General features: G+C 61.5%; 9 protein-coding genes. 2 read left to right on the top strand and 7 right to left on the bottom strand.

Annotation, left to right across the window (positions count from 1 at the left end):
- Positions 1-73: 73 nt before the first annotated feature.
- Complete coding sequence (locus IWW33_RS09020; protein WP_174141006.1) at positions 74-2,017, top strand: methyl-accepting chemotaxis protein; 1,944 nt, start codon at positions 74-76, stop codon at positions 2,015-2,017.
- Between the two features lie 74 nt (positions 2,018-2,091).
- Here IWW33_RS09020 and IWW33_RS09025 read toward each other — a convergent pair whose 3' ends face one another.
- The 7 genes from IWW33_RS09025 to pip form a co-directional block, all read right to left on the bottom strand.
- Complete coding sequence (locus IWW33_RS09025; RefSeq protein WP_012312385.1) at positions 2,092-2,826, bottom strand: amino acid ABC transporter ATP-binding protein; 735 nt, start codon at positions 2,824-2,826, stop codon at positions 2,092-2,094.
- Positions 2,819-3,781: an amino acid ABC transporter permease gene (locus IWW33_RS09030; RefSeq protein ID WP_196914264.1), complete on the bottom strand. Its 963-nt coding sequence runs from the start codon at positions 3,779-3,781 to the stop codon at positions 2,819-2,821. Before IWW33_RS09030 ends, IWW33_RS09025 begins: the two co-directional genes overlap by 8 nt.
- A gap of 111 nt (positions 3,782-3,892) precedes the next feature.
- Positions 3,893-4,690 carry a transporter substrate-binding domain-containing protein gene (locus IWW33_RS09035; RefSeq protein ID WP_046785173.1) on the bottom strand — a complete coding sequence of 266 codons (798 nt, stop codon included), beginning with the start codon at positions 4,688-4,690 and terminating at the stop codon, positions 3,893-3,895.
- A 218-nt stretch (positions 4,691-4,908) separates the two neighbouring features.
- On the bottom strand, positions 4,909-7,482 hold the full coding sequence (gene mdoH / locus IWW33_RS09040; RefSeq protein WP_174141007.1) for a glucans biosynthesis glucosyltransferase MdoH: 2,574 nt from the start codon (positions 7,480-7,482) through the stop codon (positions 4,909-4,911).
- Positions 7,475-9,214 (bottom strand): glucan biosynthesis protein G, encoded by a 1,740-nt coding sequence (locus IWW33_RS09045; protein WP_348635180.1) that lies wholly within the window; start codon positions 9,212-9,214, stop codon positions 7,475-7,477. Before IWW33_RS09045 ends, mdoH begins: the two co-directional genes overlap by 8 nt.
- Before the next feature lie 262 nt (positions 9,215-9,476).
- Positions 9,477-9,914 carry a D-aminoacyl-tRNA deacylase gene (dtd, locus tag IWW33_RS09050; RefSeq protein ID WP_012312380.1) on the bottom strand — a complete coding sequence of 146 codons (438 nt, stop codon included), beginning with the start codon at positions 9,912-9,914 and terminating at the stop codon, positions 9,477-9,479.
- Positions 9,911-10,882 (bottom strand): prolyl aminopeptidase, encoded by a 972-nt coding sequence (gene pip, locus IWW33_RS09055; protein WP_115273404.1) that lies wholly within the window; start codon positions 10,880-10,882, stop codon positions 9,911-9,913. Before pip ends, dtd begins: the two co-directional genes overlap by 4 nt.
- Before the next feature lie 147 nt (positions 10,883-11,029).
- On the opposite strand from pip, the gene IWW33_RS09060 reads away from it, so the two are divergent.
- Complete coding sequence (locus tag IWW33_RS09060; protein ID WP_196914265.1) at positions 11,030-16,615, top strand: DUF6543 domain-containing protein; 5,586 nt, start codon at positions 11,030-11,032, stop codon at positions 16,613-16,615.
- Positions 16,616-16,619 lie beyond the last annotated feature (4 nt).

Genomic DNA, 16,619 nt, shown 5'->3' on the forward strand with positions numbered 1-16,619 from the left:
CGCCGATGGGCAGGAGTGCCATGCCGGCAAAGCGCCAGCGTGGCTTACCCACTCAACTGGATGGAGACTTGCCATGTTCAGCTACCTCAACCGCAGGATTGGCAACATCAGTGTCGGCGCCAAGCTCGCCTTGGGTTTCGCCGTAGTGCTGCTGCTAACCTTGGCCACCGCGGTCAGTGGCTGGCGCGCTCTGGACGGCGCCATTACCCGCTCGGAACAGCTCAGCGAAATTGGCCGGATCAATGATCTGGTCAAGGATCTGCGTGCCGAGCGCATTACCTATAGGGTGCTGGCCGATGATGCCAGCAAGGCGCAGATAAGCAGCATCCTGCAACAGCTCGACGGCATGCTGACGACACTGCAACAACGCAGTAGTGTCGACGAGTCACGCCAGATACTCACCCAGAAGCTGCAACTGCTGCAGCGGCTGAACGACAACTTTGCCAGCTTGCAGCGTACCGTCGAAAGCCGACGTGCCCTGCGCGAGGCCATGCAGGCGCAGGAACAAAAACTCAACGCCGTCATTGATGAGCTCGAGACCCAGGCATTGCTGAAAATGCCCGCCGATACCCAACAAGGTGGCCTACTGGGGCTGATGGACACCCTCAGCCGCCACGTAGACGGGGCCAATCAGCAAAGCCTCGTGCCGGCCTACACTTTCTCACCGCTAGAGGACTACGCCAAGGTCGGCGAGGTTGCACTGGACGCCGCCGACAAAAGCCTCGAACAACTGATCAAGGCTCTTACCCCCTTGGGCCTGCCGCGGGCAGTGATGGAGCAGCCTGGCGTCGAGCTGGGCAAGTACCGAGCCACCCTCGGTCAGTATCGAAGCGCCGCCCTGATTGTCGAGCAGTTGCAAAGCGAAATGGAGCAGATGGGCAACGAACTGCGTGCTGTGAGCCTGGAGTTGGGTGAAAGGAAGGTCGAGCAGCGCGACAGCGAAGCACTGGCCGCCCGCTCGCTGTTGACCAGCGTTGCGGTACTGGCCTTGCTGGTGGGCGTAGCAGCCGGCTGGCTGATCACCTTGCAGATCACCCAGCCGCTACGCCAGACCCTGGCGGTGGCAGCGCGCATCGCCCGGGGTGACCTGAGCCAGGTGGAGCCTGTGGGTCGTCGTGACGAAATGGGCCAGCTGCAGGCCAGCATGCAGGAAATGACCCTGAGCCTGCGCAAGCTGATCGGCGGTATCGATCAAGGTGTTGGCCATTTGTCTCAGGCCGCCACACAACTGGCTGCCAGCAGCGAGGACACCAAGCTGCGCATCAGCCAGCAACGTGAGGAAACCGATCAGGTCGCCACTGCCATGAACCAGATGAGCGCCACGGTCCAGGAAGTCGCGCAAAACGCCGAACAAGCTTCATTGGCGGCAACCAACGCCGACCAGCAGGCCCAGCAGGGCGATGAGGTGGTGACTGAAGCCATTGGCCGTATCGAGCAACTGGCCAGGCAAATGGACGACTGCCTGGCAGCTATGCAGCATCTGGCGGGCGAAAGCCAGCGCATTGGCAGCATTCTCGATGTGATCAAGTCGGTCTCCGAGCAAACCAACCTGTTGGCGCTCAACGCTGCCATCGAGGCTGCCCGAGCAGGTGAGGCCGGCCGTGGTTTTGCCGTGGTGGCTGACGAAGTGCGCGGCTTGGCGCAGCGTACACAGCAGTCCACGGAGGAGATCGAGCAATTGATCGAAAGCTTGCACAACGGCACCGACGAGGTGACCAGCCTGCTCGACAACAGCAAGCGCCTGACCGAACAAAGTGTCGAGCTGAGCCGCAAGGCCGGGGATGCCTTGAGCCAGATCACCGATACGGTGTCGAGCATCCAGGGCATGAACCAGCAGATTGCCACGGCCAGCGAGCAACAGAGTGTGGTGGCCGAACAGATAAACCGCAGTGTGATCAGCGTGCGCGATGCGTCAGACCAGACCAGTGCGGCCAGTGAACAAACGGCAGCTTCAAGCGGCGAGCTGGAGCAGCTGGGCCAGCAGCTGCGAGGTATGGTCGGGCGTTTCAGCCTCTGAAAGCTTCAAGCCACAAGCTAAAGCCGAACGCTATGGGCCGCCCATCACCGCCCGGCTTTAGCTTGCAGCTGCTTTCAGAGCACTTGGCGCAGGAACGCTTGCGCCCGCGGATCCTTCGGCGAGGCAAAGAACGCCGCAGGCGCCGAATCCTCCAGCAACTTGCCGTGATCGAAGAACAGCACGCGGTCGGCCACTTCGCGGGCAAAACCCATTTCATGGGTCACGCAGACCATGGTCATGCCTTCCTGGGCCAGTGTCTTCATCACGTCCAGCACTTCACCGACCATTTCCGGGTCGAGCGCGGAGGTCGGCTCGTCGAACAGCATCACCTTGGGTTCCATCGCCAGCGCACGGGCAATCGCCACCCGTTGCTGCTGACCACCGGAAAGCCGCGAGGGGTACTCATTGGCCTTCTCCGAGATACCCACCTTTTCCAGCAACGCCCGCGCCTTGGCCTCACGCTCTGCCTTGCCACGCTTGCGCACGACCTTCTGCGCCAGGCACAGGTTTTCCAGCACCGTCATGTGCGGGAACAGGTTGAAATGCTGGAACACCATGCCGACTTCGCGGCGGTAGGCGTTGATGTCGGTTTTCGGGTCTTCCAACCGCAGCCCGTTGATGGCCACATGGCCCTCGTCGAAATGCTCCAGGCCGTTGAGGCAGCGCAGGAAGGTCGACTTGCCGGACCCCGACGGGCCAAGCACCACGACCACTTCACCCTTGGCCACCTGGGTGGTGACGTTGTCCACCGCACGCACTACCTGGCCTCGGGTGTCGAACACTTTCAAAAGGTCACGGACTTCAATCACTTTGCGCAAGCCTCCGCTCGAGCCGGCTGGCCAGATGCGACAGCGGCAGGTTGATCAGCAGGTACAGGCCTGCCACGCAGAACCAGATCTCGAATGTCGAGAACGAAGTGGTGATGGCCTCACGGCCGCTCTTGGTCAGTTCGGTGATGGCGATCACCGAGACCAGCGAGGTGTCCTTGACCAGGCTGATGAACTGCCCGGCCAGCGGAGGCAGTACGCGTTTGAACGCCTGCGGCAGGATCACGTGGCGCATCGACTGGCTGGCGTTAAGCCCGAGCGAGCGGGCCGCCTCATTCTGCCCCTTGGCGATCGACTGCACGCCGGCCCGCACGATCTCGGCCACGTAAGCACCGGTGAACAGCGCCAGCGCTGCCACCCCGGCGAACTCACGGGACAGGTTGAGCACGGTACCGATGAAGAAGTAGAAGATGAATATCTGCACCAGCAGCGGCGTGCCGCGCACCAGTTCGACATAGACGGTCGACAGGTCGCGCAGGGTCGGGTTGTTCGACAACCGGCACAACCCGGCAAACAGGCCGATCACCAGGCCCAGCGCCCCGGACACTACCGAGATCCACAATGTGGTCCACAGGCCCCAGGCCAGTGGGCCAGCAGCCCAGTGACGGGTGACGCCGACCTGATCACCTTCGGCCAAATCGTCACCGCGGCTCAGTTGCAGGCTGTCCTTGGCCACATCGAGCACCTGCTCACCGCCGTTCTCATCCTTGAGCGTAACGCGGGCGTTATCGCCGGAGACGACGATGTCCTGCACCGTGCCGTAATCGCTGGCACGCTGCACGTCCTCGGCCTTGTAGGCAAAGTATTGTGGTACGCGGTTCCAGCGCCACTCGTAGGAAATCATCGAGGTGGCCAGGTACAGGCTGATCGCCAGGCCCACCAGGACCAGCGCCGTCAGCGCATGCCAGGGCCATTGGGCTTTCTTGTGTTTGATCACGGGGTTACTCCAGAAAGCGGCAAGCCGCAAGCCACAAGCTGCAAGGAAAAGCAGCCCGCGTATTGGCCCACCTCCTCTTGCAGCTTGCAGCTTGCGGCTTGAAGCTACTTCTTATTCCATTTCCTTCAGCCAGTCCTTGTTCTTGAACCACTTGTCGTGGATACGATCGTAGGTCCCGTCATGCTTGATCTGGTGCAGGAAGTTGTTGATGAAGTTGATGCTGTCGTAATCGCCCTTCTTCAAGCCGAATGCCAGCGGCTCGTAGGTGAAGGGCTCGTCGAGGAACAGCAGCTTGCCGGCACCGGCCTTGTCGACCGCCACCACGTTGTACGGCGCATCGTAGACAAAGGCATCAGCCTTGCCGTTGACCACGTCCATCACCGCTTCCTGCTCATTGTCGTAGCCATGGTACGTGGCCTTGGCGATCAGCTTCTTGGCGACCATCTCGCCGGTGGTACCGAGCTTGGAGGTGATGCGGTACTTCTCGTTGTTCAGGTCTTTGTACGACTTGATCTCGCCAGCCAGATCCTTGCGGATCAGCAGGGTCTGGCCAACCACGATGAACGGTTCGCTGAAGTTCAGGCGCAGGTTGCGTTCCTGGGTCAGGGTCATGCCGCTGCCGATCATGTCGAACTTGTCGGTCAGCAGGGCCGGGATGATGCCGTCATAGGCGGTGGAGACGGTCTCCAGCTTGACGCCCATGGATTTGGCCATGGCTTTGAGAATATCGACTTCGAAGCCGATGATTTCGCCGCGCTTGTTGGTCATCTGGAACGGCATGTAGGTCGGGTCCATGCCCACCCGCAAGGTACCGCGCTTGACCGCGTCGTCGATGGCACCGGCCTGGGCCGAGGCCACCGCGACCAGCGCCGTGACGCCGACCAGCAGCCGCGAAAGGTATTTCTTCATCATCACCAAGTCCCCTAGCAAGAAAAGTAGCGAATCTTATTGTTGGCACGGCCGTACCGGCCGGCATGGCTTATCGGAGAGGGATGCTAACGCATGGCGGCCCTGGGACCTAGAGCCGGGGGGGACTTTGTTGGCCAAAATCCGAGGGGATGAGAAAGATTGGAAAACCCTGTCGCCGGCAAGCCGGCGAAAGGGCCGCATAGCGGCCCCAGAGTCGGTCAGGCGCCAACCAGGCTAGGTTGCGCCTCGTCCGCCGGGTGCAACGGCAACAACGGCGAATGTGGGTCGTTGTTGATCGATGCACGCCACACGTCGATCCAGGCGGCATTGTGCTCGGCCCATACCTGTGCATGCAGACGCGCCAAGGCGACCGGGTCGCTCAGCAAGGCAAGGCGAGTACCCAGGTCCAGCCCTTTGGGCCCGACCTCGATCGCCTTGGCAAGGCGCTCGGCGCGCATCGCCTCGATCGGTGCTGCCTGGCCATGACGGGCAGTGGCCATGGCACAGGCCAAGGCGTTCTGCCGAGGGTCGACCACAGCGCGGACGAAGCCGTCGTGCAGGGCATGCCAGCGGTTCTCGTGGGTGTACTGGTCGGTGGCGAGCAGCTCCTGGGGCGTTGCGTACTCCTCAGGGATCAGGAACAGCTTCTCGTCCTTGGCCGCCAGGCCCAGGCGTGTGCGGCTGGAGATCACCGAAACGGGGATCGACAGCACCAGCGAACCAACGATCGGCGCCAGCCACCACAGGAAGCTTGGGTTCAGCCACGCCACCAGCGCCGCCCAGGCAATACCCAACAGGGTTTGCGGGCCGTGGCGACGTACCGCCTCGCTCCACGGGGTGGAGTCGTCGTCACGCTGCGGCGAGTTCCAGGTCGCAGCCCAGCCGAGGAATGCGGCCAGCACGAAGCGGGTGTGGAAGATCATCCGCACTGGCGCCAGCAGCATGGAGAACAGCATCTCCATCAGCATCGACAAGGTGACCTTGAACCGCCCGCCGAACTCGACCGCGCCCTTGGCCCAGATCAGGATGATACTGAGCAGCTTGGGCAAGAACAGCAGCACGATGGTGGTGGAGAACAGCGCGACGGCCTTCTCCGGGTGCCACTGCGGCCACAGCGGGTAGAGCTGGTACGGCTCGATGAAGTATTGCGGCTCCATCAGCGTGTTGGTTGCCAGCAGCGCGGTCGACAGCACCAGGAAGAAGAACCACAGCGGCGCCGACAGGTAAGACATCACGCCCGTGAGGAACACCGCACGGTGCACCGGGTGCATGCCCTTGACCAGGAACAGGCGGAAGTTCATCAGGTTGCCGTGGCACCAGCGGCGGTCGCGCTTGAGCTCGTCGAGCAGGTTCGGCGGCAGCTCTTCATAGCTGCCCGGCAGGTCATAGGCAATCCACACGCCCCAGCCGGCACGGCGCATCAGCGCCGCTTCGACGAAGTCGTGGGAAAGGATCGCGCCGGCGAAAGCGCCCTTGCCAGGCAACGGCGCCAGGGCGCAGTGCTCGATGAAAGGCTTCATGCGAATGATCGCGTTGTGGCCCCAGTAGTGCGACTCGCCCAGTTGCCAGAAGTGCAGGCCGGCGGTGAACAGCGGGCCGTACACGCGGGTGGCGAACTGCTGCATGCGCGCATACAGCGTGTCCATACCCGACGCTTTGGGCGCGGTCTGGATGATGCCAGCGTCCGGATTGGCCTCCATCAGGCGTACCAGGCTGCTCAGGCACTCGCCACTCATGACGCTGTCGGCGTCGAGCACGACCATGTACTTGTATTCGCCACCCCAGCGACGGCAGAAGTCGTCGAGGTTGCCGCTCTTGCGCTTCACGCGGCGGCGGCGGCGGCGATAGAAGATGCGGCCGAAGCCTTTGGTCTCGCGGCACACGTCCAGCCAGGCCTGTTGCTCGGCCACGGCAATGTCAGTGTCGTTGGTATCGCTGAGCACGAAAAAATCGAAACGGTCGAGGTTGCCGCTGGCGGCGACCGACTCGAAGGTCGCCCGCAGCCCTGCGAACACGCGCGGCACGTCTTCGTTGCAAATAGGCATCACCAGCGCGGTACGTGCTTCAGGAGCGATCGGCTCGCTGCCGGCACTGCTGCCGGAGATACGGTATTTGTCGCGGCCGGTGAGCAACTCGAGGAAGCCCATCAGCGCCGTCCAGAAGCCCGCCGACACCCAGCAGAAGAGGATGCCGAAGAGGATCAGGATGGACGTTTGCAACGCGTACGGCCAGACCTGCACTACGGTATCCCACAACGGCTGGTTGACCACTTCGTCGAGGTCGACGAACGACCAGCCCTGGTAAGGCAGGATGCCCTTCATGTACCAGCCGGCGACGAGCGTCTGGCCGATCATGAGGGTCAGCAGGATATAGCGGCGAATCGAGCCGACCGTGCGCCAGCGCGCCAGCGGCAACTCGCGCTTTGGCGGCTGCGGCGCGTTGGGGCGGCCGGTCATGCGCCGCCACATGCGGATCAGCACATTGGTGCGCCATGGCTCGGGCACGACCCGGGTACGCTTGATCGGCGGTGCGATCTTCAGGCAAAGCCGGCCGCTGCCGTCGACGCCAAGCATCTGGGCATCTTCCAGTTCGGCCGCGCTGCCTAAAGTCAGGCGCGGGCCCACCGAGGCCTGCACGGCCTCAGTGGTGGTGGCGGTCGCATTGCCCGCCAGGCGTTGGTGCAACTCACTGAACGAGGTGCAACTGGCGAGTTCCGCGCGCTGCTCATCGCTCAGTGGGAGGTGGGCCAGGTACTCGCCAAGCGATTCCGGCCTTGCGCTTGAGTTACTCATCGGCAGGCAACTGATAGCTCCAGGTCTCGGTCAGCACTTTTTCGGTGGTGGCCGGGGTCCCGTTGGTGGATGCCGCATCGGCGGCAGGTTGTTCGGCCTTGGCAGGTTGCTCGGCCTTGGCGGCTTTTTCAGCCTTGCCATGCTTGGCTGCGGTCTTGTCGTGTTTGGTTTCTTCGGCAGGCTTGGCTGCTTCGACCGGAACATCGCTGACCAGTGCGGCCCGCATCTCGGTAGCCTTCTTGGCTTCCTTGATCTTCAACCGCAAAGTCAGGCGCCAGCCCTTGGTCTCTGGGTTATAGCGCAGATTGTTCTCGACCACTTCTGCGTTGTCGCCGACGCTGATCTGGCTGCGTACCGCGGCGTCTTCCGGCAGGGCGGCCAAGGCCGGGCCGGCGAAGTCGACCAGGAACGCTACGCTACCGTCTGGTTGACGGATCAGGTTGGACTGCTTGACGTCACCGGTGGAACGCATGGTCTGGGTAACCGAACCCAGCTCCTGGGCCTGGAAACGCGACTCGTCGATGGTCCAGTGCATGCGGTAGTCGTACTCGAACGGCTTGCCCGGCTCCGGCAGGGTTTCTGGGCTCCAGAAGGCAACGATATTGTCGTTGGTTTCGTCGGCAGTCGGGATCTCGACCAGATCGACGGTGCCTTTGCCCCAGTCGCCCTTAGGCTCGATCCAGGCGCTCGGACGCTTCTGGTAGTTGTCGTCGAGGTCTTCGTAATCCTTGAAATCGCGATGACGCTGCATCAGGCCGAAACCGCGCGGGTTCTCGACGCTGAAGTTGCTCACCGACAGGTGTTTGGGGTTGTTCAGCGGGCGCCACAGCCACTCGCCGTTACCGGCGTGGATCGACAGGCCTTCGGAGTCATGCAGGGCCGGGCGATAGTTCATGACCTTGGAGGGCTGGTTAGGGCCGAACAGGTACATGCTGGTCAGCGGCGCGATGCCCAGACGGCTGACGTGGTCACGCAGGAACACGCGGGACTGCACATCGACCACGGTATCGTTGCCCGGGCGCAGGATCAGCTTGTAGGCACCGGTTGAGCGCGGCGAATCCAGCAAGGCGTAGATCACCAGGTGCTTGTCGGCCGGCTTGGGTTTCTCGACCCAGAATTCGGTGAACCGCGGGAACTCTTCGCCCGACGGCAGCGCGGTGTCGATGGCCAGGCCACGGGCCGACAGGCCGTACACATGCCCTTTGCCGACCACACGGAAATAACTGGCCCCCAGCAGGGTCATGATTTCATCCTGCTTGTCGGCCTTGTTGATCGGGTAAAGCACGCGGAAACCGGCGTAGCCCAGGTTCTTGGTGGTTTCCGGGTCGTGGGGCACGTCGCCGAACTCGAAACGGTTCGGGTCGTACTTGATTTCCTCGACGGTGGTGGCGGTGACTTCGTTGATTTTCACCGGCGTGTCGAAGTGCATGCCCTGGTGGTAGAAGGACAGCTTGAACGGCGTCTTGTCCTTGGCCCACTCGGCCTTTTCCTGCAGGAAGCGAATCTTCTGGTAGTCGGCGAACTTCATGTCGCGGAAGACTGCCGGCAGATTGCTTTTCGGTGCTTCGTACTTCTGGCCGGCGAGATCCTTTGCCTTGGCTGCAACATCGTCAAGATTGAATGCCCACAGCTGGCCCGCGCTCATCAGGCCGACCAGTGCGGCACTGGCCATCAGGGCCTTGCGCAGCCGATTGCCGGGGATTCTAGATGCTTTATGGGGACTAACAATCACGAGCAACCCTCGCCGAAAACAGATCATGAAACCAACGGCCAGCGACAAATGCCGGGTTGGCGAGCACTGTTCGGACCCCGTGAGGGCGTAATGATTCCCCAAACGGTTCCAGACAATGCTCGAGTCAGAGTAAAACGAACCTGCGAACGCAGGCCCTAACAGCGCGCGATTATCCAGCAGGATGCGTTACAACGCATCAGGCTGGATCAACTATTTATCGTACAAAACACCTTGTTTCGCGCAACCAAGGCCGTTTTTTCCTTCATATTTGTAACAGAAAAGTCACAGGGCCATCATTGACCAGGTGCACCTGCATGTCAGCACCGAATCGGCCGCTTGCCACATCTGCATGCTGGCCCTGGGCTTGCTGCAAAAGATAGTCGAACAGTTCGGCACCGAGCGCTGGCGGCGCAGCCGTCGAAAAGCTCGGACGCATGCCACTGCGGGTGTCCGCTGCCAAGGTGAACTGGGACACCAGCAGCAAACCGCCGCCCACATCCTTGAGGGACAGGTTCATCTTGCCCTGCTCATCGCTGAAAACGCGGTAGTTGAGCAACTTGTGCAACAGCTTATCGGCCTGTTCACGGGTATCTTCAGGCTCTACCGCCACCAGCACCAACAAGCCTTGGTCGATGGCGCCGACAATTTCACCCGCCACCTCTACCCGCGCGCCGCGCACACGCTGCAGCAGCCCCTTCATGCTTCTTCCAGCGGCAAATCGAGCAGGCGACGGGCCATCTGATCGGCTGCCCGTACCAGCGCATCGGTGATCCCAGGCTCGGACGCCGCATGGCCCGCGTCGCGGATCACCTTCAGCTCACTGTTGGGCCATGCCTGGTGCAACGCCCAGGCGTTATCCAGCGGGCAGATCACATCATAGCGGCCATGCACGATCACGGCCGGCAGGTGGGCGATCTTGGGCATGTCGCGGATCAACTGGTCGGGAGCAAGGAACGCGTTGTTCATGAAGTAGTGGCATTCGATGCGAGCGATGGACAAGGCCCGCTGCGGCTCGGAGAAGCGGTCGATCACCAGCGGATTGGGGCGCAGGGTGGCAGTGCGGCCCTCCCAGGTGGACCAGGCCTTGGCGGCATGCATCTGGGCGATCTGATCGTTGCCGGTCAGGCGCTTGTGGAATGCCTTGACCAGGTCATTACGCTCATCCGGCGGAATCGGCCCGATGTAGTCCTGCCAGTAATCGGGGAACAGGCGGCTGGCGCCCTCCTGATAGAACCACTCGATCTCTTGCGGGCGGCACAGGAAGATGCCGCGCAGGATCAGGCCGTGAACCCGCTCGGGGTGGGTCTGGGCATAAGCCAGGGCCAGGGTCGAGCCCCAGGAGCCGCCGAACAGCACCCACTTGTCGATGCCCAGGTGCTCGCGAATGCGCTCCAGATCCTCGACCAGGTGCCAGGTGGTGTTGTTCTCCAGGCTTGCGTGCGGGGTGGAACGGCCGCAACCGCGCTGATCGAACGTGATGATGCGGTACAGGTTGGGGTCGAAATAGCAACGGCTCTGGGCATCGCAACCCGCGCCCGGGCCACCGTGAATGAACACCACCGGCAGACCTTCAGGCGAGCCGCTTTCATCGACATACAGCACATGCGGCGCTTCCACGGCCAGATCGTGCCGGGCGTAGGGTTTGATCTGAGGGTAGAGGGTCTGCATTGCGCACTCCGTGTGAGGATTAAGTCTGCCGTTGGGCATCATAAACCTGAATTGCGCTTTGAGCATGTGTCTGTGGGTAGATCATGTTATGCACATGCCCGCCACCGCGCTCGATAGCCTCGCTGCTTTATGACGCGAGGCCAGTAAATGACGCACCTTCCCGATGCAAGGTCATCCCGAAGCGATGACACTTTTCACCCCCAGGCCCTGATAGAGGGCAAGATCCCGGCCTGGATGCTCACTGCCACGCCTGAAACCCATCAGCACATGCGCGCCGCCGTGAGCACCCCGGTACCCTGGTTCGCCGAAGCCTGCCAGAGGCAACCGGCTGACGCCCACCGGCTGGTCAAGGAATATGAAACGTACCGCAAGGCCGAAAGCGAAGCTGGCGCACTGTTCGCCCTGCTTCCCGACCTGGCGGCGTTCGCCAGGGAGCGGCTGGGCTCGGCGATCAAGGAGCGTTTCAATCTTGAGCTGGATGTCACCCGGACCTACCTGTTCAACGCCGGCAAAGCCGAAGCCTACCAAGCCAACATGACTGGGGACCCGCTCACCACTGCCCAGCGGGCATTCAAACTGGCTACCCAAAGCCTGCTGCACTGCGCCTTGCAGAATTTTGAAGCTGCCGAAGCCCAGCCTGGCGGCCTCGATGGCCAAACGTTGGAGTCCGTGATACTCGACAACAACCAGTTCCTGGCGCACCTGCCCACCGGAAACCTGGTTCAGATAGCCCCGCAGGCCTTCGCCTCGCTAGTGCGCGACTTGGACATCGGCGGCACCTATCAAGCTTTGCTCAACGCCATTTATCACCCTGGCACCGACGTTGGGAGCGCAAGCGTTATCGAGACGCTCGGCAACGCCGAGCAGTGCGCCTTTTGCCTTGAGCTGCACAGGGCTTACCTGGGCAACATGATCGACCTGCCCTTGTATGAGGCTCTGCTGACGCTCGCCAGAGGTGGCGAGGCGCACTACCTGCAAAGCCCCATGCGGTGCGCCTTTCTCAAGCTCTTTGACATCTCCCTGACCGGTGCGCTGATGATAGGCCTCGTACCCTCTCCAGAGTTGCTTCTGAGTTACGACGCAACCCGTCTTGCGTACAAGAACGTGCTGGTAACGTACCTGCCCGGCGCAGGGGTCCCGCTGAAAGTGCACGCTACCGTTCATGAAGTCCAGGCGCACTTGCGCGAGCAGCTGTGGGCAATGCAACTCAGCCATCTGCGACAAGGCGTGCCGGCGCGTGACAGTGGCCGCTTCATGGAAAAGCTGCGCGACTGTCTACAACCATTGGATTGGACCCTGCTGCTGCCAGCGCCGGCGCACCAGGGCGAACAAGCCAGGCGTATTCGTGACCCGCAGGCTTGGGTACCGGTAACGCTACAGCCCTTCAACCGGCCACTACCCAACGAACTGGTCAGCCAGAAACGCCAACGACGCATGGACGATGCTTCGTTCCATGCCGTTTCCACGGCCCAGGAAGACCAGAAAAGCGCCGAAAAACGCAGGGCCTATTTTACCCAGCTGACCTCTGGCGCCTTGAACATTGGCGCCTTCGTCGTACCGGGCTTGGGGCAGTTGATGCTCGGTCTGTCGCTCATTCAGCTGAGCTACGAGGTTTTCGAGGGCCTCGAAAGCTGGGCTGACGGCGACGGTGAGCAAGCGCTCGATTACCTGATGGATATTGTCGAGAACGTTGCCTTAACCACTGTGGCCGTAGCAACAGGGGCGGCCGACGGCAGGCCGGCCGTCGAGAAGATTTCCGTGGAAACACCCTCGTTCATCGAAGAGCTCGAGCCCGTGCTCATGCCAGATGGCAGTAGCCGCCTGTGGCGACCAGACGCCCGCCCGTACGCCCATGACGTCGTGCTACCGGCTGGCCTGCTGCCGGATGAATCCGGCCTGTATCGCCATGCTGGAAAGACCTGGCTGGCAGTCGAAGACAGCACCTATTCGGTCAAACGGATATCTGAAAATGGTGAGTACCGCCTGGTGCACCCCGCCAAGGCCCTGAGCCATGAACCGCCGCTACGCCACAACGGTGCTGGCGCCTGGTTGCTACCGGCAGAAAGGCCCGAACAATGGCCAGAACTGCAATTATTCAGACGTGCCGGCCACCTTGGCGCGCATTTCGACGATGAAACCGCCCTGCGCATACTGCGGGTGAGTGGTACCCAGGAAGATGTTCTGCGCCATGCGCTCTGCAACAGCCAGCGGCTACCCGCACAACTGGAAGACACCCTGTCTCGCTTCAAACTCTACCAGACACTCAAGCACCTGCCTGAGCTGGCCGAGCCCAACCAACTCCATGCAGCCTTCGAAAGGCGCTATCGTCAGCTGCCCGCGCCTCAGGTGCCCGGCGCCGATGTCATCCAGGCTCGCTATCCGCGGCTTCCGGCACCCCTCACCGAGGAGTTGTTGCGCCATGCCAATACCTTCGAACAGGGTGAGCTGACCACTGGCAAAGTCCCCAGACGGCTCGCCGAAGAAGTCCGCTGCCTTGCGCAACAGGTACGGTTGAATCGCGCCTATGAAGGGCTTTATCTGGAAGGTGTACGCAACTGGGATACCGACGTGCTGGTCTTGCACACCCTCGAGCAACTGCCTGGCTGGCCAAGCGAGGTCGGCATCACCCTCGAACAGCGCCAGAACTCGCCGGCCCAGATCGACAAGATCGGCGCCAGTGAGGTGCCAGCAAGCAAGTCGATCATCAGCGCCCGGGCAGGTTACGTAGTCATGGACAGTACCCGCCCCGACGATCAGCTTTGCGTCCACGGTTCATTGCATGGGGCGCTGTTCGAGGTACTCACTGCCGAGCAAAGGCAGGCGCTGGCGGTCGAGGACATGCACGCACTCAGAAGCAGGATTCAACACGCGCCTCTCTTGCCACGGGCGATATTGCGCCGGGTGCTGGGCATGCAGGGCGTGCCACCGGGCTTTCGCTCGCCCATGCGCCTGGCAGATGGGCGGCTGGGCTACCCGCTGGGCGGCACCCGCCCCCGCGCTGGCAGCACTTCAAGGCAGACGCTGCTCAATTCCATACGCCGGATCGGCCAACACACTCCCGTACCACGGCCCGCAGAGCAGATCATGGCCGCGCTGGAAAACAGAAACCTGACCCGCGCTCAGATCGATGAGATGCTCAGCGGGCTGATGGAGCAACGCGACCGACTGCAAAGCCGGCTGGACGACTGGCGTCGACAAGCCGCACAAGGATCTCATCAGAGCACCGATGGCCTGGAGCGGTTGATGAACGCCATCTCCCAGCACTGGTATGAGCGTGCGTTCCTGGCGACCAGCGAAGCCATCGCCCCGCTTCGTCTCGAGCGCCTATCCCTGGCGCAGTTTCCTCTTGAACTGCCGGACTTCTTCAGCGCCAGCGTCACGGACCTGCAATTGATTGAAACATCACCCGAACATTATGAAGGCTGGAACCAGCACGGTCCGCAACTGGACAGCCTGGTCCGACAGTTTGCCAACCTGAGATCGCTGGAGATCAGCCGCGCCTACCGGCCTGAAGGAACTCCTTCAGCATTCCAGTTCAGCCTGCCCATGATTGCCCAGCGCCTACCGGCCCTCGAAACACTGAGCCTGACCAACCAGAATCTCACGCTGTCCTCAACAGACATCGACAGCCTGGCAGGGCTCACACGGCTGCGACGACTGGACCTGAGCGGTAACCGATTTTCGGGGCAGCATCCCCCACTCTTCAATGAACTGACACTCGATTACCTGGGCCTGGACGACATGGCACTGGATCATTGGCCAGAGGGCGTTGGCTACAACACCCTGACTCAGGTTCGGCACATTGGCCTGCGCAACAACCAGATCAGACTCCTCCCGCACCTTTTGCGGGATAACCGAATCAACATTGCCGAGCACGCGCTGGTTTCCATGCAGGGCAATCCGCTCTTCGAGGATGATATACGCCGCGTTATGTTGAGCGAAGATGGCCGCGCCTCACGTTTTGAGATGGACCAGTCTGATGCGTTCAGAACGCTTCTGGCTGCCCAGTTGCAGCAGCGCCAGCAACTGCGCGACGCCATCGATAACTATGTGAATGCCTCAAGCTCAAGCGCGCCAGTCAGCCAAACGGCAATGACTGCCAGAACCCGTATCGCTGCGGCACTGAACGAGTTCTGGCATTACCAGGAAACAGGGCTGACACGCGCGGCTTTACGCCTGAATGATGTTGCCCTGGCGCATTTTCCAAGACGCTTGCCGGCCTTCTTCATCGCACAGGTGCATAACCTTGCGCTTGAGCGCGTCAATGGTACGACGGCACAGCTCGATGGATTGCTGAGCCGGTTCCCACGGGTGACGCGCCTGACGATCGACAACTACCGACAAGCCGAGCAGTCACTGCCTTCTGCGCTTCTGCGCTTGCCGGGGTTGACGGACATCGCCTTGCGCCAGTCAGGCCTGCTGATCGACCAGAACGTGATCAACACGTTGGGCGGCTTACCCACCCTCAACTCGCTGGACCTCACGGGCAACCGAATGGGGGCGATCGCACACACTCCTCAGGCCTTGCAAACACTTCGCCGACTCGACCTCAACAGCATGGGCCTTGAGCAGTGGCCGGCCTGGGTAGACAGCTTGTTCCCACTGGAGATGCTGGACCTGAGCGAAAACCGGCTTACCGAACTGCCGGCCCACATACTGGCCAACCTGGACAACGATTTCCCCATCAGCTCGATTCTGTTGTTCAGCAATCCGCTGACGGACGAAGCGGTCATGCGTGCCCGTGCATCTTCAAACAGCCAGCACAGTTTCACCTTTGGCATCGATCTGTCAGACAGCATGAGCGAGTCATCGGGAGACGGCGGGATAGTCGGTCATAACCACCTGCCCCTCCTGGACCCAGCTGCCGATGTCCCCAACGTGGAAAACTGGCTGCTTGCCTCGGACATCGAGAACCAAGCCCTGAGGGACAGTTGGGAGAGTTTGCAGCGATCGGGGGGTGCCGAAAATCTTCTGGCGCTGGTAGGCCGTCTGCGCAACTCGGCCCCATACCAGAATGGCAAGACCCGCGTTTCATTCTGCGGGCGCGTACGCAAGGTCCTGGTCAGTGCGGTGGTCAACCTGGACGACCTTGCGCTGTTCAACCATCAGGCCAACGAAGCACTTGTTCAGGACAATGGTGACCAGACCTGCCACGACGGCGCTCTGCTGGTGTTCCAGAACATCGAACTGTACATCGCCAACCAGCGCCTGCAGATCGATACGGCCGATAGCGAGGGCAACCTTTATCGGGAACTGCGGCGCCTGTATCGCCTGCAAGCACTGGATGAGATTGCCAAGAGCGAGGCTGCCAACCGGGACGAAGCGGAAGTTCGCCTTACCTACCGCCGTGAGCTCAATACCCCGCTTGAGCTGGGCCAGCCCGAAGACACCCTGCGCTATGCCATCAATGCCAATATCGACGAGTTGGCGTATGCGGAGTTGGCAGTGCAGCGCAGCGAGTTGGGAGAGGATTTCCTGAATTTTGCCGCCGGTAACCAGAGGTGGGTCCAGCACTTGCGCCAAGCCCATGCTGAACGTTTTGCAGACATCGAGCATATCTACCAGGCCCAGATACTTGAACTGCCGGATCAGTACCCTGACAGGCCAATCGCTACGCTGGGCGACGAATTCCAGGCACTGGAACGCAACAGACAGGCGCGCGAGCTGCGCCTGATTCGCGAGCTTACGTCTTTTGCAGATCCTGATCGCAAACCCCGCTCATCGACCGAGTAAGCAA

This window comes from Pseudomonas sp. M2 (assembly GCF_015751845.1).
GTDB lineage: Bacteria > Pseudomonadota > Gammaproteobacteria > Pseudomonadales > Pseudomonadaceae > Aquipseudomonas > Aquipseudomonas putida_E.

Bases quoted from the DNA above. Each gene is read 5' to 3' on its own strand.
- IWW33_RS09020 (WP_174141006.1), top strand. From the start codon at position 74: ATGTTCAGCTACCTCAACCGCAGGATTGGCAACATCAGTGTCGGCGCC.
- IWW33_RS09035 (WP_046785173.1), bottom strand. From the start codon at position 4,690: ATGAAGAAATACCTTTCGCGGCTGCTGGTCGGCGTCACGGCGCTGGTC.
- mdoH (WP_174141007.1), bottom strand. From the start codon at position 7,482: ATGAGTAACTCAAGCGCAAGGCCGGAATCGCTTGGCGAGTACCTGGCC.
- dtd (WP_012312380.1), bottom strand. From the start codon at position 9,914: ATGAAGGGGCTGCTGCAGCGTGTGCGCGGCGCGCGGGTAGAGGTGGCG.
- pip (WP_115273404.1), bottom strand. From the start codon at position 10,882: ATGCAGACCCTCTACCCTCAGATCAAACCCTACGCCCGGCACGATCTG.
- IWW33_RS09060 (WP_196914265.1), top strand. From the start codon at position 11,030: ATGACGCACCTTCCCGATGCAAGGTCATCCCGAAGCGATGACACTTTT.